Source organism: Hyphomonas sp. (assembly GCF_041398465.1).
GTDB lineage: Bacteria > Pseudomonadota > Alphaproteobacteria > Caulobacterales > Hyphomonadaceae > Hyphomonas.
The window spans coordinates 680,461-697,540 of the sequence record NZ_JAWKUS010000001.1 but is presented as its reverse complement, the minus strand read 5'-3'; the positions used below and the strand labels follow the sequence as shown (position 1 = coordinate 697,540).

General features: G+C 62.3%; 18 protein-coding genes. 10 read left to right on the top strand and 8 right to left on the bottom strand.

Features of this window, described 5'->3' with window-relative positions:
* Window positions 1-9: 9 nt before the first annotated feature.
* The 4 genes from R3C98_RS03335 to R3C98_RS03320 all read right to left on the bottom strand — a co-directional run bounded on the left by R3C98_RS03335 (window position 10) and on the right by R3C98_RS03320 (window position 4,302).
* Complete coding sequence (locus R3C98_RS03335; protein ID WP_371312696.1) at window positions 10-1,446, bottom strand: NAD(P)/FAD-dependent oxidoreductase; 1,437 nt, start codon at window positions 1,444-1,446, stop codon at window positions 10-12.
* Entirely contained in the window at window positions 1,443-2,186 is a 744-nt protein-coding gene (locus tag R3C98_RS03330; protein WP_371312695.1) for a TVP38/TMEM64 family protein, read from the bottom strand. The genes R3C98_RS03335 and R3C98_RS03330 overlap by 4 nt, the downstream gene beginning before the upstream one ends.
* Window positions 2,183-3,004 (bottom strand): DUF547 domain-containing protein, encoded by an 822-nt coding sequence (locus R3C98_RS03325; protein WP_371312694.1) that lies wholly within the window; start codon window positions 3,002-3,004, stop codon window positions 2,183-2,185. The genes R3C98_RS03330 and R3C98_RS03325 overlap by 4 nt, the downstream gene beginning before the upstream one ends.
* 119 nt (window positions 3,005-3,123) lie before the next feature.
* Complete coding sequence (locus tag R3C98_RS03320) at window positions 3,124-4,302, bottom strand: serine hydrolase domain-containing protein (protein ID WP_371312693.1); 1,179 nt, start codon at window positions 4,300-4,302, stop codon at window positions 3,124-3,126.
* 220 nt (window positions 4,303-4,522) lie between these two features.
* Between R3C98_RS03320 and rpmH the strand changes: the two genes are divergently transcribed.
* The 10 genes from rpmH (at window position 4,523) to R3C98_RS03270 (ending at window position 12,304) form a co-directional block, all read left to right on the top strand.
* Window positions 4,523-4,657 carry a 50S ribosomal protein L34 gene (gene rpmH, locus R3C98_RS03315; RefSeq protein WP_034766749.1) on the top strand — a complete coding sequence of 45 codons (135 nt, stop codon included), beginning with the start codon at window positions 4,523-4,525 and terminating at the stop codon, window positions 4,655-4,657.
* 30 nt (window positions 4,658-4,687) lie between these two features.
* Complete coding sequence (gene rnpA / locus R3C98_RS03310) at window positions 4,688-5,062, top strand: ribonuclease P protein component (protein ID WP_371312692.1); 375 nt, start codon at window positions 4,688-4,690, stop codon at window positions 5,060-5,062.
* 51 nt (window positions 5,063-5,113) lie between these two features.
* The gene (gene yidC / locus R3C98_RS03305; protein ID WP_371312691.1) at window positions 5,114-6,934 is read left to right on the top strand and encodes a membrane protein insertase YidC; all 1,821 of its coding nucleotides are present in this window, start codon (window positions 5,114-5,116) and stop codon (window positions 6,932-6,934) included.
* Between the two features lie 4 nt (window positions 6,935-6,938).
* Window positions 6,939-7,595 carry a ribosome biogenesis GTP-binding protein YihA/YsxC gene (gene yihA, locus R3C98_RS03300; RefSeq protein ID WP_371312690.1) on the top strand — a complete coding sequence of 219 codons (657 nt, stop codon included), beginning with the start codon at window positions 6,939-6,941 and terminating at the stop codon, window positions 7,593-7,595.
* A gap of 65 nt (window positions 7,596-7,660) precedes the next feature.
* Window positions 7,661-8,554 carry an acetylglutamate kinase gene (argB, locus tag R3C98_RS03295; protein WP_371312689.1) on the top strand — a complete coding sequence of 298 codons (894 nt, stop codon included), beginning with the start codon at window positions 7,661-7,663 and terminating at the stop codon, window positions 8,552-8,554.
* A complete protein-coding gene (locus R3C98_RS03290) occupies window positions 8,529-9,575 on the top strand; it encodes a DUF1036 domain-containing protein (protein WP_371312688.1) in 1,047 nt (348 codons plus the stop codon). Before argB ends, R3C98_RS03290 begins: the two co-directional genes overlap by 26 nt.
* Window positions 9,565-10,311, top strand: a complete 747-nt coding sequence (locus tag R3C98_RS03285; RefSeq protein ID WP_371312687.1) for a pyrimidine 5'-nucleotidase — start codon at window positions 9,565-9,567, stop codon at window positions 10,309-10,311. The genes R3C98_RS03290 and R3C98_RS03285 overlap by 11 nt, the downstream gene beginning before the upstream one ends.
* Window positions 10,312-10,335: 24 nt before the next feature.
* Entirely contained in the window at window positions 10,336-11,163 is an 828-nt protein-coding gene (gene dapD, locus R3C98_RS03280; RefSeq protein WP_371312686.1) for a 2,3,4,5-tetrahydropyridine-2,6-dicarboxylate N-succinyltransferase, read from the top strand.
* A 67-nt stretch (window positions 11,164-11,230) separates the two neighbouring features.
* Window positions 11,231-11,701 (top strand): hypothetical protein, encoded by a 471-nt coding sequence (locus R3C98_RS03275; protein ID WP_371312685.1) that lies wholly within the window; start codon window positions 11,231-11,233, stop codon window positions 11,699-11,701.
* 105 nt (window positions 11,702-11,806) lie between these two features.
* Window positions 11,807-12,304, top strand: a complete 498-nt coding sequence (locus R3C98_RS03270) for an SRPBCC family protein (protein WP_371312684.1) — start codon at window positions 11,807-11,809, stop codon at window positions 12,302-12,304.
* Between the two features lie 47 nt (window positions 12,305-12,351).
* Here R3C98_RS03270 and R3C98_RS03265 read toward each other — a convergent pair whose 3' ends face one another.
* The 4 genes from R3C98_RS03265 to gluQRS form a co-directional block, all read right to left on the bottom strand.
* Window positions 12,352-13,452 (bottom strand): Zn-dependent alcohol dehydrogenase, encoded by a 1,101-nt coding sequence (locus R3C98_RS03265; RefSeq protein WP_371312683.1) that lies wholly within the window; start codon window positions 13,450-13,452, stop codon window positions 12,352-12,354.
* Window positions 13,453-13,573: 121 nt separating this feature from the next.
* Window positions 13,574-15,166 (bottom strand): alkaline phosphatase, encoded by a 1,593-nt coding sequence (locus tag R3C98_RS03260; protein WP_371312682.1) that lies wholly within the window; start codon window positions 15,164-15,166, stop codon window positions 13,574-13,576.
* Between the two features lie 63 nt (window positions 15,167-15,229).
* Window positions 15,230-16,135 (bottom strand): DMT family transporter, encoded by a 906-nt coding sequence (locus R3C98_RS03255; RefSeq protein WP_371312681.1) that lies wholly within the window; start codon window positions 16,133-16,135, stop codon window positions 15,230-15,232.
* Window positions 16,135-16,977 (bottom strand): tRNA glutamyl-Q(34) synthetase GluQRS, encoded by an 843-nt coding sequence (gluQRS, locus tag R3C98_RS03250; protein WP_371313330.1) that lies wholly within the window; start codon window positions 16,975-16,977, stop codon window positions 16,135-16,137. The genes R3C98_RS03255 and gluQRS overlap by 1 nt, the downstream gene beginning before the upstream one ends.
* Window positions 16,978-17,080: the final 103 nt, after the last annotated feature.

Genomic DNA, 17,080 nt, shown 5'->3' with positions numbered 1-17,080 from the left:
TGAAGTAGCCTACGGGATGCGTTGGAGCAAGCCGACGAGACGCTGTGCGTTCTTGCTGAACACGACAGGTGTAAAATGAGCGGATGCAGCGCGTTTCACGATCTCTGTCCGCGTGGGGTAGGGCGAGATGAAATTGGTCAGCGCGGTCAGTTTCAGGCCGTTCGACATAGCGACGGAAACGAGCTGGAGAATGTCGCCCGCCCCCTCGCCGACGATGGACGCGCCGACCAGCTTTCCCTTGCGCAGCACCAGTTTGCACTCGCCGAGCGTCTTGCCTTCGGCAATCGCCCTGTCGTTTTCGTGGAAGGGGAACGCAGACGTTGTGACTTCGTCGCCGAATTTCTCGCGCGCCTCTGCCTCGGTCAGGCCGAGCTGCGCGACTTCCGGGCTCGTGTAGGTGACGGCAGGTACGGGCAAGCTGGAGGCTTTGGTGCCCTGCTTGAAAAAGGCCCGGCGCGTGAAGACCGAAGCATGCCAGCCGGCAATATGGGTGAACTGTTCCATGCCGGCCGCATCGCCGAGCACCCACACGCGCGGATTGGAACGGGAGCGTAGCGTATCGCCGACCTTGATGCCTTTCTGGTCGAAATCGACGCCGCCTTTGTCGAGGTCCAGCCCGTCCAGCACGGCGCGGCGGCCGGTGGCGACCAGGAGGTGGCTGCCTTCAATGTCCAGCGCTGTGCTGTCATGATCCGTGTGCACGCGGATACGGCCGTTTTGTCCGGAGACGCGCTGTGCTTTGTGTTGTTCGAGGATTGTGACGCCCTCATCGCGCAGGGCCTTGATGGCAATGGCGGCGTGTTCCGCATCTGCGCGCGGCATGGCCCGGCCCATCTCGATTACGGTGACCTTCGATCCGAGGCGGGTGAATGCCTGCGCCATTTCGAGGCCGATCGGTCCGCCGCCGAGGATGACGAGATGTTCCGGAAGCTCCGGCAGGGTGAAGATGGTTTCATTGGTGAGAAACGGCACATCCTTCAGCCCTTCGATGGGCGGGATGAAGGCGCGGGAGCCGGTTGCGATGATGATGCGCCGGGCTTCGACGCGGGATGTCTCGGAGACGATTGTCTTGCGGTCGGCAAACCGGGCGGCTTCGCGGATCACGGTCACGCCAAGACCCTCGAACCGTTCCTGGCTGTCGACCGGGGCAATTGTCTCTATCGCGCCGGCCACATGCGCTTTCACGGCCTCCCAGTCTGTTTTTGGGTCCTCAGTCTGGATTCCGTACTTTCTGGCTTCCCGGACGCCTGCTGCCGCTTTTGCTGCGCTGAGCAGGGCCTTTGACGGGACGCAGCCATAGTTCAGGCAATCTCCGCCCATTTCGTGCTTCTCGTAGAGCACGGTTTTCAGTCCAAGCTGGGCGGCACCGGCTGCGGCGGACAGGCCGCCTGAACCGGCCCCGATGACACAGAGGTCGGCTTTCAGGGTTTTGACGGGCTCATTCATGCGGGCGGGCTTTCGATAGCGGGGCGGCGCGCGAAGAATTTCTTCCAGATTACGGGCATGAGGGACACCACGCCAAGGGCGGCGAAGGCCGGGACCAGGTTTCCTGCGACGGCGGCGATATCCGGGTTTTCACCAGCTTCAAAGGTCGCGCCGAGGCCAGCACCGATCCAGGTATAGGCAACGACGCCCGGAATGATGCCGATGCCCGTGGTCAGGGCGTAGTCCGGGTAACGTGCGCCGAGCAGGGCCGGAGCGATATTGGCTACCGGGAAAGGCACGATGGGCAGGAAGCGCAGGGCGAACATGTAGGAGCGCGGATTCTCGTGGAAACCAGCCTCCATCTTGCGCAGGAACGGTCCGGCCCGTTCGCGCAACATGCCGCCGAAAGCCGTGCGGGCGGCCAGGAAAAGGAGGCTTGCCCCGATCGTGGCGCCGACGACAGTGGTGGCCGAACCGCCTGCCAGACCGAACAGGAAGCCACCGGCAATCGTGATCCAGAGCGCGCCCGGTACCATGAACAGAGTGGCGAAGGCGTAGATAGCCACATAAGCCAAAACCGCGAGCACGAGATTACTTTCCACAAAACTGCGCAAAGCCTCATGCTGTTCGCGCAGGGTCTGCAGCGACAGGTAGTTGAATAGGCCGAAGCGCCAGGCAGCAAGCAGGCCGCCGGCGATAAGGTAGACTGGCCAGAGTCGCTGCCACAGCGGGGCGAGGGGTTTGGTTGCTGTCTCGGTCATTCGGTCTCGGCCTTCTTCGTGTCGTTGAGGGACCAGTCGTATTCATACGCGCGAATGCGCGGATTGGAGCGGATTTCTTCGGCAAGCCCCTGATCGGCATACTTCAGAAGATGATCGATGACAGCCTGTTTCGATCCACCGAAGTCGGTTTCGAACCAATCATAGATGGATGAAACCCTGAGGCCGCGAGGCGTGGCAGTTACGCTGCGCGGGTCATTGATATAGGCGCGGGCGGCAGCAGCGAGGTCTTCGTCCAGTGTCGCGCCCTGCCAGGCCTTGGCCTGAAGGTTGGGGCAGGAGATGGCCGCGCAATTGATGGCGTAGTGAACCAGCGGATTGCTGAAGCGGGGCCGCAGGATGCCGTGTTCGATTTCGTCGAGCGAGACGGTCTGGCCGCCGGCTGTCACCCTGATTTTCTTCCATGGCCCGCCGAACAGGTGGCCGTCACGGATCGATCCGGTTGGGTATTGCTCCACGATGTAACGCACGGTGACCGCATTGTAGAGATTGGCCCAGGCCGCGAAGGTGGCTGCGTCGGTGCCCGAAAGGTCCATGTCGGCAAAGCTTGCGATGTATGTGTCGAGCGCCGTGCGGTCTTCAGCATTGTCCTTGAAGGCCGCGTAATCGACACGGTTCACGCCATCCGGGCCGGGCTGGACATATTTCTTGAGCAGGCAGGTCCATGCCGCATGCGCCGGCTTTTCCGCAGGCGGCTGCTGGACGGCGCCGGCTACAGGCATGGCCGGCTGCGCAGCCGCGATCAGCGGCGTCAGGGCGAGGGCTACGGGCAGTGCAAGGCGGCAGGCGGCGGCGGGCATGAGGCAGAGGACTCCGGATGCGGTGAATTCAGGCAGAGACATAGCGCGTCAGGCCGTAAAGCGCCTGTAACGCCTTGTCAGGCGCCGATCAAAGACCCGTGAGCGGAATGTCAGATGATTCAGCCGCCTGTGGCGGGCGTATCGATCTCCATCCAGTCCTGCGGCGGCAGGTCGTAGACCATGTCCATAACTTCGAAGCCGATACCGTTCGGAAGCCGGGAGCTGGAGTTCCAGAGAATGACGACGCCTGTGTCGCGTTCCGGATCGAACAGGATGTAGGAGCGATAGCCTTCGACTGCGCCGCGATGGCCAATCACGCGGTCGCCATTCTCTCCATATTTATAGATCCGCCAGCCGAGCCCGTATCGGGCATCGCGGACGGTGCCTCTGTAGCGGCTGGACATGCGCCGCTGTTCGCCACTTGTGTAAACGCGCGGCGTTTGCAGCATTTCCAGCGCGGCATCGCTGAGGACATCAGGCGCCAGCCCCATCTGGGCGCGGGCGTAGCGGGCAAGGTCCAGGATGGACCCGTTCACGCCGCCGGCGGCCGGCACCTTGTAATAGTCGTCATTGACCGTCTTTTCCTGTGGCGGGCCGGGCGTGCGGGACCGTTTGGAATAGGGGCGGGCCCATGAGGGCGAGGATTGCAGGCCCGTGCGGCCGATACTCGCCGTGACCATCCCGAGCGGTTCGAAGATCGAATGCTGGACGGCGTCGGCATAGGGGGCGTGGGTCACGTCCTCGACGATTTCCGACACCGTGTCATAGGCGACGTTCTGATACGTATGGCAATCGCCGACCGGGCAGAGCGGTTTCAGTTTGGCGAGGCTTCTCCGGATTCGTGCAGCATCCCAGCCATCTTCCAGCCTTGTGTCATAGGCGTTCGGGACGATGCCCAGACGATGGGAAAGAATGTCTTCCAGCGTGGCGCGGGTTTCCGCGCCGCCGGGCAGCCGGAGGGAGGTTTTGAACCGTGAGACCGTATCGGTCAGGTTCAACTCGTGGCGGTCTGCAAGGATCGCCACTTCGGTCGCTGCGACCCCCTTCGAAAGCGAAGCCCAGCGGAACACTGTTTCATTCGTAACAGGAGCCCCGCCCCGCTCCGTCACGCCATATCCGTTGGCGAAGCTGATCTCGCCCTTGTCGATCACCGCGACTGCCAGGCCGACAATGTCTTCATTGGCCGCCAATCGGCCAATTCGGGCATCGAGGCGCTTGTAGTCGATTGTCTGGGCCAATGCGGCAGGAAGCGGAAGCGATACAGCAAGACAGACTGCCAGCGTGCGCAGGAAACGCATGATCTCATCCCAAGTTTTACGGCCCGCCCGGTCCCCGACCACACCAAGACTCATGACGCATGTAAAGATCGCCGGATGCAACGGGGCGCAAACAGTCGGTCACTCCGCCGGAAGGCAGGCTGGCATGACCGCATTTCATGCTGATTGCATGACTTGACCCGGCGCTGCCGGGCCTGTATTGGCCCCTCTTTCCGAGACACTTAGCTTCCAGAGCAGACCGATGAAACGCACTTTCCAGCCGAGCAACCTCCGCCGCAAGCGTACGCACGGCTTCCGCGAGCGCATGGCCACAAAGAATGGCCGCAAGGTGCTGGCACGCCGCCGCGCGAAGGGCCGCAAGTCCCTCTCCGCTTAAGAACGGCGCCAGTCCGCCTCTCCGAAGGGGATGGCCGTGACGGCAGATACCGACAAGACTTTGATTGAGGTCGTTCGCCTGCGCGTGCGGCCTCAATTCATTTTCGTGCGCGGCGGCCGGGCCGAGCGGCGCAAATCCCTTGTGGTGCAGGCCCGCAAACGGGCAGGGGAGGCGCCGGGCAGCCATGCCGGGGCCGGATTTACCGCCACCAAGAAGATCGGCAATGCCGTGATCCGCAACCGGGCCAAGCGGCGCCTGCGTGAAGCGGCACGCCAGCTGTTGCCGCGACTTGGCCAGCCGGGCTGGGACTATGTGTTCATTGCGCGTCAGGATACCGCTGATATTGGCTGGCCGCGTTTGCTTGACGATATGGAAAGCGCACTGATAAGCCTCGCCGCTGATTGAACCCTGCCGCCCGTCCGGGCGCTCCTGCATCAAGATTCCGGGACCCCCGAGATGGAAAAAGAAGACCAGCGCAATTTTCTGCTCGCAATGGTGCTGATGATCGCGCTCGTGCTGGGCTACCAGAAATTCTTCGTTGAGCCGGCGCAGAAGAAATACGAAGCGCAGCAGGCCGCGATCGAAGCCGAATCCCAGGCCAAGACGGCAGACACGGGTGTCGTCGCCATCGACCAGCTGAAGCCGGTCGATGAAGCGCTGGCCGACGATCCGCGTATCGGTTTTGAAGGCAAGGGCGTGGATGGTTCCATCCGTCTTGCCGGCGCACGCATCGACGATGTCAGCCTGCACGATTACTACCTCACGGTGGAGAAGAAGCAGGAAGTCCGCCTGTTCCGGCCGGAGAACAGCGAGTTCGGCTACTTCGCGACTTATTACTGGGCGTCCGGCGGCACGCTGGTGGCCGGACGCAATTCGCCCTGGACGGTGGTGTCCGGCGACAAGCTGACCCCGGCATCTCCAATCGTGCTGAAGCTGGAAGGTGATGGCGTAACCATCGAGCGGACGATCTCGCTCGACGAGAACTACATGTTCACCTTCACCGACAAGGTGACCAATACATCCGACACCGCCCGCAGCTTCCGCGCGGTCGGTTCGATCGAACGTTTCGGCGATTTCAAAGGCTTCCTTGAGGCGACAGACCCCGGCTCGTCCGTATCGACAGCGGCACATATGGGCCTGATGGGCCACACAGACGGCACGCTGCGCCTGAAAAAATTCAACGGCCTCTACAAGATGAAACCCATCAAGGGAGAGTCTGCCGACGGCACTTTCCCGTCGACAGATGGCGGTTGGTGGGGCGTGTCCGACAAATACTGGCTGGGCGCATTGGTCCCGCAGCAGGACACTTTCTTTGCCGGCCTCGTCGACAAACGGAAGCTGGCGACGGGCAAGGACCTGGAACTTCGCACGGAATCGGCGCCGCTGGACCTTGCGCCCGGTGCGAGCGCCACGATGGAAAACCGCGTCTTTGCCGGCGCCAAGCGCTATGAAGTACTGAAGGGATACGAGAAAGACCTCGGCATTCCGAATTTCGAGGACGCCATCGACTGGGGCAACCTGTTCTTCCTGACCAAGCCCTTCTTCTATGTGCTGGAATGGCTTTCCGGTATTGTCGGCTCGTTCGGCTGGGCGATCCTCGCCTTCACCGTCATGGTCAAGCTGCCGCTCGTGCCGCTCTACAATCAGAGCTACAAGTCGATGGCGAAGATGAAGAAGCTGCAGGAGCCGACGCAGGAAATCCGCGAACGGTTCAAGGCGGATCCGCAGCGCCAGCAGCAGGAGATCATGAAACTCTACAAGGAAGAGGGCGCAAACCCGCTCGGCGGCTGCCTGCCTATCCTTGTGACGATCCCGATCTTCTTCGCCCTGTTCAAGACGCTCTACGCCACGATCGAAATGCGCCACGCCTCCTTCCTGTTCCTGAAGGACCTCTCGGCGCCGGATCCGACCGCAATCGGCAATCTGTTTGGCCTGATCCCGTGGTGGTCTGCCGCCGACCTCAAAACCATTCCGTTCCTCGGCATGGTGATCGGCGTCGGCATCCTGCCGATCCTTTACGGTGCAACCATGGCGGCCCTGCAGACGCTCTCCCCGCCGCCGCCCGACCCGATGCAGCGCCGCATGATCCAGTTCATGCCACTCATTTTCCTGTTCGTGTTCGGAGGGTTCCCGGCAGGTCTGGTCATGTACTATATCTGGTCGAACACGCTGTCCTTCATTCAGCAATACTTCATCATGCGCCGGAACGGGGTCGACACCGAAATCGGCAAGTTCGTGAAGAAGCTGTTCACAGGCGGCAAGGAAGCCGCCAGCTGATCCGATGACGGAAGAGACGTCCCCCGCAGGTTCGGGCCCCAGCGAAGAGGCCCTGGAGGCCGGCCGCGTCCTGTTCGCAGGCGAGGCGACTTTCGTGATGGGCGTCGTGAACCTGAAACAGCTACCAGCCGCAGACCGGACGGAAGTCTGCTTTGCCGGACGCTCCAATGTTGGCAAGTCCAGCCTGATCAATGCGCTGACGAACCGGGCGAAACTGGCCCGCTCTTCAGCCGAGCCCGGCCGGACGCGGGAGCTCAATTATTTCGACATTGGCGAAGGCCAGCTCTACCTCGTCGACCTGCCGGGCTTTGGTTATGCCAAAGTGTCCCGCTCGCAGACCGAGGCGTGGACGCGCCTGACGAAATCCTACCTGCGTGGGCGTCCGTCGCTTCGCCGGGTGTTCCTGCTGGTCGATGCCCGCCGCGGCCTGATGGACACGGACGAGGAGGTCATGGACATGATGGACAAGTCCGCCGTGACCTACCAGATCGTCCTGACCAAGGTCGACAAACTCCCGAAAGGTGAGGTCGATACGCTTGCGGCCAAGATCGCCGAAAAGCTCAAGAAGCGCGGCGCTGCGCATCCGGTGGTGCGGATGACCTCTTCGGAAAAGGGATGGGGCATTCCGGAATTGCGCGCCGAGATCGCAGGGCTGCTCTGACACTGGCAGGATTGCCGCGGAGAAACCCGTTTCGTGATTGTCCAAAGCGCGTTAAAGGGGCGGCCATGACCGACTATTCTTCCGCCCAGTTTACCGCGAAAACCCTGTCCGAGGCGCTGCCCTATATCCAGCGCTATGTCGGGCAGACCATTGTCGTGAAATATGGCGGCCATGCCATGGTGGATGAGAAGCTCTCCGCCATGTTTGCCCGCGACGTGGTCCTGCTGAAGACGCTTGGGGTCCACCCGGTGATCGTGCATGGCGGCGGCCCGCAGATCGGCAAGCTTCTGGACCGGCTGGGCATTGTGTCGGAATTCAAGGGCGGCCTTCGCGTGACGGATGAAGCGACCATGGAAGTGGTCGAGATGGTCCTGTCCGGCCCGATCAACAAATCCATCGTCCGGGCGATCAACCAGGCGGGCGGGCTCGCCGTTGGCCTGTCGGGGTCCGATGGCCAGTTGTTGCAGGCCACCAAGGCGACCAAGACCGAACGCGATCCGGACAGCCATATCGAGCAGGTGCTGGACCTCGGCTTCGTGGGTGAGCCGACAGGCGTCGATACAAGCGTGATCGAAGCGCTGCTGAAGGCGGATTCGCAGCTGATCCCGGTCGTCGCTCCGGTGGCCATGGGCCCCGACGGGCACCGTTACAATGTCAACGCAGACACCGCCGCAGGGGCGCTCGCTGCGGCTCTGGGGGCCTCCCGCCTGCTGCTGCTGACAGATGTTGCTGGCGTGCTGGACAAGGACAAGAACCTGTTGCGCGACATCAGGGTCGGCGACGTTCCGCGCCTGATCGAAGACGGCACAGCTGTTGGCGGCATGATTCCGAAGCTTGAAACTGCGGCGCATTCCGTAAATCATGGTGTTGGGGCGGCGGTTATTCTGGATGGACGTGCGCCGCACGCCCTCCTCATGGAGCTGTTTACCGAACATGGCGCTGGTACGCTCATTTCGTAACGTCCTTGCTGTCCTCGCGGCGGCTGTGTGTTTCCCCGGTATTGCCGCTGCTGCGCAGGACTCCGGCGCGAAGGACGGCTGGACCATTTGTAACAAGACCTCCTACATCATCGAGGCCGCCTTCGGCGTACCCGAAGAGAAGGATGTCACCGTTGAGGGCTGGCTGAAGATGCGCCCCGGCGAGTGCAGGGTCGCCGTCGAGTCACCGCTCGAGCCGAAATACCATTTCCTGTATGCGCGCACCTCGCTCGCCCACCGGGGCGGCCCGCGCGAGTGGGGCGGACGTACGGAGCTTTGCGTCGACCCGACGGGCAGCTTCACGCTGGAAAATCCGCCGGAATGTGCGCCGATGGGGCTGGAAACACGCGGTTTCCGTGCGGTGGAAGTTTCCAGCAAGGTTCGCTGGACGACAGACCTGACAGAGATCGAGAATTACAGCCTGGACAAGGCCCGGGCTGCCGGGCTGCAGCGCCTTCTGGAAGAGGCTGGCATCGCCAGCGGCGCCATAGATGGCAATATTGGCCGGCGCACCCGGCTCGCCATCGGCGAATTCCTGAAGCAGAACAATTTGCCGGCCGATACGTCCGATGACGACCTGATCGATTTCCTCGAACAGGTGGCCAAGGACAGGGGACGCAATGTCGGCTTCACCCTCTGCAATCGCACCAAGAAGCGTATCTGGAGTTCCATTGCCCGCCGTGGGGCCGAAGGCTGGGAAAGCCGTGGCTGGTGGCTGCTCGAGGCTGGCGGCTGCGCCCGTGTGATCGACCGCCCGCTGCGGGGCAGCGAGTATTACGTCTATGGCGAAATGGAAGACGGCTCCAAGATCCGCACGCTTTCGAAGGCCTCTGATGCATTCTGCGTAGGCCATGCGAAGTTTGCCATTGCCGGGCGCGATCAGTGCGAAGCCTCGGCCTATCGCACGGCCCTGTTCGCCGCGACGCCCCCGCCGACAGAGCGCAAGCTGGTCTTCGAATTCTTTGAACGCGACTTTGCCAAGGCAGGCGGTAATGACCGTTAAGGCTGCCGGTGTTCACATCGCTCCGTTCGGGAAATTCGACCACGTCACCGACTGGGTCTTCGATCTCGACAACACGCTGTACCCGGCAGAGTGCGACCTCTTCGCCGAGATCGACACGCGCATGACGGACTTCGTCTCTCGCGCCCTGGGCCTCGGCCCGGCCGAAGCACGCCGGGTTCAGAAGCACTATTATGCAACTTATGGAACGACCCTGTCGGGCCTGATGCACGTGAACCGGATCGAGCCCGCTGATTTCCTGCATTATGTCCACGACATCGATCTCTCGCCGCTGCCGGACCTGCCGGACCTGCGCGCCGCGATCGAGGCGCTGCCCGGCCGGAAATTCGTCTACACCAATGGCTCGCGCCGGCATGCCGAGCGCGTGACGGAAAAGATGGGCCTGTCGCACCTCTTCCATGACAGTTTCGGCATCGAGGATGCGGCCTATACGCCCAAGCCCCGGCAGGATTCCTACGACCGGTTCTGCGGACTGCACGACGTCGATCCGAAACAGTCCATCTTCTTCGAGGACCTCGCCCGGAACCTTTTGCCGGCAAAGGATATGGGGTTCACAACCGTGCTGGTTCACTCCGAAAAGGACTGGAGCCACGAGCCCATCGAAGCGCGCCCTGCGACGCTTGAGGACATTTTGAAGGATGACGGGCCGGACCACATCGACTATGTCACCGGCGACCTCGCGGCCTTCCTCGAAGCGGCGCGGGATACGCTGAAATAAAAACCATAGACTGGGGGACAACCCATGACCGAAGCCCTTGCCCGCGTAATCGATTCTGCCTGGGAGGCGCGTGACACGCTCTCAACCGAAACGAAAGGCGAAGTGCGCGACGTCGTGGATGCCGCCATCGACCTGATCGACAAGGGCGAGGCCCGCGTCGCCGAGAAGGGTGCAAACGGCGAATGGGTTGTGCACCAGTGGCTGAAGAAAGCCGTGCTGCTCTCTTTCCGCCTGAACGCCAACGGCATGATCGGCGGTGTGCCGGGCGGCGGAAACTGGTGGGACAAGGTGCCCTCCAAGTTCGAAGGCTGGGGCGAGACCGAATTCAAGGAAGCCGGCTTCCGTGCTGTGCCGCCGTGTGCCGTGCGCCGGGGCGCCTTCGTTGCACCGAACGCCGTGCTGATGCCGTCTTACGTGAACATCGGCGCCTATGTCGGTGAAGGCACGATGATCGACACCTGGGCCTCTGTCGGCTCTTGCGCGCAGGTCGGCGCGAACTGCCATATTTCTGCCGGCACCGGCATCGGCGGCGTGCTGGAGCCGCTGCAGGCGAACCCGACCATCATCGAGGACAATTGCTTCATCGGCGCGCGCTCTGAGGTCGTCGAAGGCGTGATCGTGGGGGAGGGGTCTGTCATCGCCATGGGCGTGTTCATCACCCAGTCCACCAAGATCGTGAACCGCGCGACCGGCGAGATCAGCTATGGCAAGATCCCGCCTTACTCTGTCGTCGTGCCGGGCACGCTGCCCGACCCGAAAGGCGGCCCGAGCCTCGCCTGCGCCGTGATCGTGAAAACGGTCGACGCGCAGACCCGCTCCAAGACCGGCGTGAACGAACTGCTGCGGGACTAGGCGGCAATCCGGGTTCGCCTTCGCCGAATTCCCCGATATGCTTATCGGGTTAAATCGGGAGGGGAATATGAAGCGGCTTCTGATTGGCCTGGCCGTCATTCTGACAGCCTGTGGCGGCACGCCGGGTGACGACCGGGCCTTCATCGGAAAAGGTGGCACCTGGGGCTGGCAGGACGGTCAGGGCTGCGAGGACCTGGCCGATGCGATTGTTATCAATGGGGACTGGTTCGACATCTACAAAGCGGGCGAAAAGACCGGCAAGGGCAAGTTCATGGCGCGCCGTGATTCGACGCTGTCCGGCACCCAATATGCTGCCAAGATGGACCGGGTCCTGTGGAAGTTCGTGGCTGTCCATCCGGAAGACCCGACCCGCCTGGTTCAGCATGAGCAGCAATTCAGCGTGCGCCGCAGTGCGGGGAAGGTCCGTGCCCTGAGATCCTGGAAACAGCGCGACCTGATTGATCCTGAGACAGGCGAGCGATCTACCATGGCGGACCCGAGGAGCGGGCAGATTATCCGCCCTTGCGAAGCTTCCTAGTCGAATACGGCCTGGTGTGGACGTGCTGTTTCGGGACTGACCCGGCGTTACGGCTTTCTCCCGGGGTGAAATCAGGGTGTTATCAGGCCGGGAACGGAGGACCACATGGCCAAGAAGCTGAAACAACACAAACCGGTGGGCGAGGATTATCTCGCATCCGTCGGCGCAAATCTGAAAGTCACGCACGCCTTTCCGTTCCCGGCCTCAGCCGTCTGGGCAGCGCTTCTGGATGCGAAGGCGTGGACAGAATGGCTGGCCATCACCAAGGTCGACTGGACGAGCCCGGAACCCTATGCCGTCGGCACGACGCGCACCGTTGAGATCGGTGACATGGTGATCGATGAGGTCTTCTTCATCTGGGAAGAGGGCAAGCGGATGGCGTTCTATTTCGACAAGTCGACCCTGCCGATTTCCGCTGGCGTGGAGGACTATCACGTCGTCGAAACGCCGGGCGGATGCGAGCTGCGCTGGGCCGGAAAAGCCAGCGCACCGCTGTTTCTTGGCGGGATCGTCTCGAAGCAGCTCGCCAAGGGCATTGCCGAAGGCATGCCAAAATTGGAAGCCCTGATCAGAGACAATCCGGGGCGGTTCGGGCTTTCATGAATTCCAACGCCTGACACTCCGGTTACGGAGCGCCAGGCGCCAGATTTCTAGTCAAAAACCACGACCTGGCGGGCCACTGTGCCCTTGTTGTCTTTCAGGTTCTGCAGGGCACCGGTGATGCCATCGAGGCCGATGCGATCAGAGATCATATCGTCGAGGTGGAGTTTTCCCTGGCGGTAAAGCTCGACGAGGCGGGGGAAATCGATCCGGAACTGGTTGGAGCCCATGATCGCGCCCTGAAGGCGCTTTTCGGTGACCAGCATTTCGATGCCGGGGATCTCGATATTCACACCGGGCGTGATCATGCCGATCAGCGTGGCCAGGCCGCGCGGGCGCATCATGTGATAGGCCTGTTCCGCTGTCTGCTTAAGGCCGACACATTCGAAGGCGTAATGGACGCCGCCTTTGGTCAGCTCTTTTACCGCCTCGACTGCATTGACCTTGGACGGATTGACCACGTCGGTCGCGCCGAAGCGGACAGCCATCTGCAGCTTCTCGTCAGACAGATCGACGGCGATGATCCGGCTGGCTCCGGCAATGGCCGCGCCGTTGATGGCCGAGAGGCCAACCCCGCCGCAACCAACCACGGCCACAGTCGAGCCCGGCTCCACCTTCGCGGCATGGAAGACCGATCCGACCCCGGTGATCACACCGCAGCCGATCAGGCAGGCACGGTCCAGCGGCATGTCCTTGTCGATCGCACAGAGCGTGTTCTCGTGCACAAGGATCTGTTCGGCGAAGGACGACAGGTTCAGGAACTGGCCGACCTTTTCACCATTGATCGAGAGGCGCGGCGCCTCCGTCATCTGGCGCTGGAACTGCTCCCGGTTGATCGTGTGGCAGACCGACATGTGGCCGGAGAGACAGTATTCGCACGTCCCACAGAATGGAGAGAGGATGGAGATGACATGGTCGCCCGGTTTCACGGCCGAGACCATGGACCCGACCGCCTCGACCACGCCCGCACTCTCGTGGCCAAGGATGACTGGCGTTTCGACCGGGAAATTGGCATCCCAGAAGTGAACGTCGGAGTGGCAGACCCCGACGGCCTTCAGCCGGACGAGGACTTCGCGCGGGCCGGGCTTGTCGATGGTGACCTCTTCAATCGACAGCGGCTTGTTGGGCTCCCGCATCACGGCAGCTTTCATGGCATTTCCTCCTGATCTTATCGTTTTTCCGGAGGATGACCGTGAAAGCCGCGCTTGGCGAGACCTGCCGCTAGGGGAGGCCCATCAGTCTCTTGTTCTGCCGTGAGGCGCAGGCGGAGGGCTATTCGCCCTCCGGCCCGGCGACGAGACCGCTGGCGCGGCCCATGACCTGGAAGATCTCGTTCTGCTCCATGACGCCGGAGATCAGCTCCGATCCGGGGCCGGAGGCGAAGATCGCCACATCGTCGCCGCCATGGCTTTCGGACCACATCGGGTAGAGCGACTGCTGGAGGAAATCCTTGTCCGTCGTGTCGACGTCGGTGAGATCCTTGCGCGTGCAATCGAAGCCTTCTTCGGTGGCTGTGCAGGCGCCGGGGCCGTTCATGTAGCCGAGCGTCGTGTAGGGCTTGCCGTCCAGCGCCTTGTCCGGCGATCCGTCAAGCGATGTTGACGACAGGCCAAGGATCGGATTGCCGCGCTTGGCATAGCCTGAAATCGTCAGCGTGTGGGAATGGTCTGCTGTGACGATGATCAGCGTATCGTCCGAATTGGTCATGTCCAAAGCCGTCTGGATCGCCTGGTCGAACTGGTCGGCTTCCTCCAGTGCGCGGGCGGCATTTCCGGCATGGTGAGCATGGTCGATCCGGCCGCCTTCGACCAGCAGCACATAACCGTCAGGGTCCTGCGACAGGCGCGTGATGGCGGCGCGGGTCATCTCGGAGATGGAAGGTTCGCCGGCCGGATCTTCAGTGCGGTCGAGTTCGTATTCCATGTGGGATGGCTCAAACAGCGCAAGGACCTTGTCTTCGCTCGCAAAATCCTCTGCCTCGAACCCGTCGCGGTCGATGATCAGCTTGTGGGCCGGCTTGGCGGTCCAGTCGGCGAGCAGGTCGCGCTGGTCTTTCCGGTCGCTGGTCTTGCCCGGATATTCGGGGTCTTCGGCGCCGCCTTTCAGGAAGGCCGAGCGACCACCGCCCATGGCAATCTCAAATCCGTCCCCGGCAGACCAGTCGATGAACTGCGTGGCGATGTCCGCGCACGATCCTGCCATTGCGCCACCCCGGCCGACAAAGGCTTCCCAGTCCCGGTTCGGGGTTTTGGAATAGGCCGCGCCAGGTGTGGCGTGAGTCAGGCGGGCCGTGGTGACGAGGCCGGTGGCGAGTCCGGCCCGTTCGGCGATCTCGAATATGGAATCGGTCTTGTTGCCTTCGATGCTGGCGCAATTGTCGTAGGAGGCCTCTCCCGTGATGCCGAGCGTCCGGGAGTTGGTTTTCACGCCGCTCATCATTGCTGTTGCGGTGGAGGCGGAGTCTGCCACCTGGGCATCATGGCTGTAGGTCTTGGAGAGAGCCGAATAGGGCAGCTGGTCCATGGTCAGCTTGTAGGATTCCCCGTCCACACCGCGTTTCTGGCCCGCATAGATGCGGGTTGCGGTGATGGTCGGGATGCTCATGCCATCACCGACGAAGAGGATGACGTTCTTCGCAGGGCGCAATCCGCGCGCAGCGATCTTCGTGTCGATGGCGGCCTGCGCGTTCACATAGTAGGCGTCGCCGGCCTGTTGCGGCACGGCGGCTTCGCGGGCGAGCGTTGCGACAGGGGAGGCAATCGGCTCAGCTGCCGCTGTCTCCTCCGCGACAGAAACAGCGGGTGTGGCCGCGCAACCTGCAATGAAGAGAGCGATAAGGGGCAGGGCGGTGAGTGATTTGCGCATGGGCGGCCTCCAATGGATTCGACTTGTCTGCGTCGTAAGGTGTTTGTGTGACGGTTTTCCTCGTCAGTCGACTGCAACACGTGGTTTGCGGCCGCGCTGGGCGAGCCAGACTGCAAAAAGGATCACGACGCCGCCCATTGCCTGCAAGCCGGTCAGCGACTCGCCGAATAGGCGCCAGGACACGGCAGCAGCCACGACTGGCTGGACCAGAACGAGCAGGCCAGCCACGGCGGCGGAGGTTCTGCCGAGCCCTGTCACGATCAGCGCTTGGCCGGCGATCTGCGAGACCAGCGCGAGGAAAATGGGCACGCGGAACCCGTCCAGCGACTGGGGCAGGAAGGTTTCGCCCGTGGCCAGCACGATGCAGCCCGCAACGATGACCTCCACAAGGGTCAGCCAGAAGATTGCCTCGATCCCGCCGATTGTCCGACGGGCGATGTTTGAGCAAAGCATGTAACCGCTGACGAGGAAGGCCGCCGCGACGGCAAACAGGTCACCATGAATATTGCCTTTGCCTTCTGCGCCCCCGCCGAGGGAAAGGGCTGCCGCGCCCAGAATGGCAAGCGCAGCCGCGACGAACCAGAAGCCGTGCGGGCGTTGCTTCAGGAAGAACCACGCCCCGAAGCCGACGAGGACATTGCCCAGATTGACGATGAAGGTGGCATTGGAAACGGTGGTCAGGGTCAGCGCATGGTGCCAGAGCGCGATGTCGAGTGCGAAGAATGTACCTGCCATCAGGATGAACCGGTTCGGCAGGCGCGGGCCGCGGCGCTCTATCACGAACACCAGTGCCAGCAGAAGTGGCAGGGCAAACACATAACGCCAGAATGCGATGGCTTGCGGGCCCAGGTCGTCGAGGCCGAAGCGCAGGCCGATGGGCGCAAAGCCGATGCCGACACCACCCGCCAGAACCATCAGTGGCCCTGTCCATGAACGGGGCGTCGGCGCAGAGGCGGGTATGGCTGTCATCAAAAGCCTGTCATCCGGCGGAGGTCGTCCGGGGTCTTGCCCTCATCGCGCCAGGCACGCAATCCCCGGTCACCAGCGCGTTTGGACAGTTTCTTGCCATCCGGTCCCAGGATCAGCGGATGAAACCGGTAGACCGGCTGGGGCCAGTCCATCAACGCCTGCAGCAGCGCGTGCACGGCTGTCATTTCCCTGATGTCTTCACCGCGAACGACATGTGTCACGCCCTGCAGGGCATCATCGTGGCAACAGGCGAGGTGGTAAGACGCGGGCGTTTCCTTCCGGCCAAGCACCACATCGCCGAAGGGACGAGGGTCTGCGGGCACAGGGCGTGGCGTGCCGTCGCTTTCATCGACATAGCTCAGGCGGGTGTATCGTGCCCCCAATTCGGCTTCTGCGGCTGACAGTGACAAGCGCCAGGCGAAGGCATCGCCCCGGGAGAGACGGGCTTCCTCGTCCGCGGCGGGCAGGGGCGCGCCGACAAAAGCCCATTCGTCCGGATCCGCGCCAGGTGGCATGACGGCGGCGACTTCCCGCCGCGTTCGGAAACACCGATAGACCAGTCCGCGCATCCGTAAGTCCGTTATAGTCGCCGCATAGTCATCGAAATGTTCGGATTGGCGCCGGACAGGTCCCTCCCAGTCCAGCCCCAGCCATTGGAGATCTTCGAGGATTGTCTTTTCGTATTCCGGCTGGCAGCGCGTCTGGTCGATATTCTCGATCCGCAGCATTACCTTGCCACCCGCCGCACGCGCTGCATCCCATACATGGAAAGCAGAACAGGCATGGCCGAGATGGAGGTATCCTGTCGGCGAAGGCGCAAACCGTGTGACGAAATCTGTCATGACACCCGTCGTCTTCCGCTTGCCGACCCTTACCGAAACGGCATGCTGGATGATGCACCTTGCTCGCGTCAACAGCGTTTCCCTGTTGCATGCAGGGCTCAGG

Bases quoted from the DNA above. Each gene is read 5' to 3' on its own strand.
- gluQRS (WP_371313330.1), bottom strand. From the start codon at position 16,977: ATGACAGATTTCGTCACACGGTTTGCGCCTTCGCCGACAGGATACCTC.
- argB (WP_371312689.1), top strand. From the start codon at position 7,661: ATGACCGACTATTCTTCCGCCCAGTTTACCGCGAAAACCCTGTCCGAG.
- R3C98_RS03325 (WP_371312694.1), bottom strand. From the start codon at position 3,004: ATGCCCGCCGCCGCCTGCCGCCTTGCACTGCCCGTAGCCCTCGCCCTG.
- R3C98_RS03330 (WP_371312695.1), bottom strand. From the start codon at position 2,186: ATGACCGAGACAGCAACCAAACCCCTCGCCCCGCTGTGGCAGCGACTC.
- R3C98_RS03270 (WP_371312684.1), top strand. From the start codon at position 11,807: ATGGCCAAGAAGCTGAAACAACACAAACCGGTGGGCGAGGATTATCTC.
- yidC (WP_371312691.1), top strand. From the start codon at position 5,114: ATGGAAAAAGAAGACCAGCGCAATTTTCTGCTCGCAATGGTGCTGATG.
- R3C98_RS03255 (WP_371312681.1), bottom strand. From the start codon at position 16,135: ATGACAGCCATACCCGCCTCTGCGCCGACGCCCCGTTCATGGACAGGG.
- dapD (WP_371312686.1), top strand. From the start codon at position 10,336: ATGACCGAAGCCCTTGCCCGCGTAATCGATTCTGCCTGGGAGGCGCGT.
- rpmH (WP_034766749.1), top strand. From the start codon at position 4,523: ATGAAACGCACTTTCCAGCCGAGCAACCTCCGCCGCAAGCGTACGCAC.
- yihA (WP_371312690.1), top strand. From the start codon at position 6,939: ATGACGGAAGAGACGTCCCCCGCAGGTTCGGGCCCCAGCGAAGAGGCC.
- rnpA (WP_371312692.1), top strand. From the start codon at position 4,688: ATGGCCGTGACGGCAGATACCGACAAGACTTTGATTGAGGTCGTTCGC.
- R3C98_RS03335 (WP_371312696.1), bottom strand. From the start codon at position 1,446: ATGAATGAGCCCGTCAAAACCCTGAAAGCCGACCTCTGTGTCATCGGG.
- R3C98_RS03320 (WP_371312693.1), bottom strand. From the start codon at position 4,302: ATGCGTTTCCTGCGCACGCTGGCAGTCTGTCTTGCTGTATCGCTTCCG.
- R3C98_RS03275 (WP_371312685.1), top strand. From the start codon at position 11,231: ATGAAGCGGCTTCTGATTGGCCTGGCCGTCATTCTGACAGCCTGTGGC.
- R3C98_RS03285 (WP_371312687.1), top strand. From the start codon at position 9,565: ATGACCGTTAAGGCTGCCGGTGTTCACATCGCTCCGTTCGGGAAATTC.
- R3C98_RS03290 (WP_371312688.1), top strand. From the start codon at position 8,529: ATGGCGCTGGTACGCTCATTTCGTAACGTCCTTGCTGTCCTCGCGGCG.
- R3C98_RS03260 (WP_371312682.1), bottom strand. From the start codon at position 15,166: ATGCGCAAATCACTCACCGCCCTGCCCCTTATCGCTCTCTTCATTGCA.
- R3C98_RS03265 (WP_371312683.1), bottom strand. From the start codon at position 13,452: ATGAAAGCTGCCGTGATGCGGGAGCCCAACAAGCCGCTGTCGATTGAA.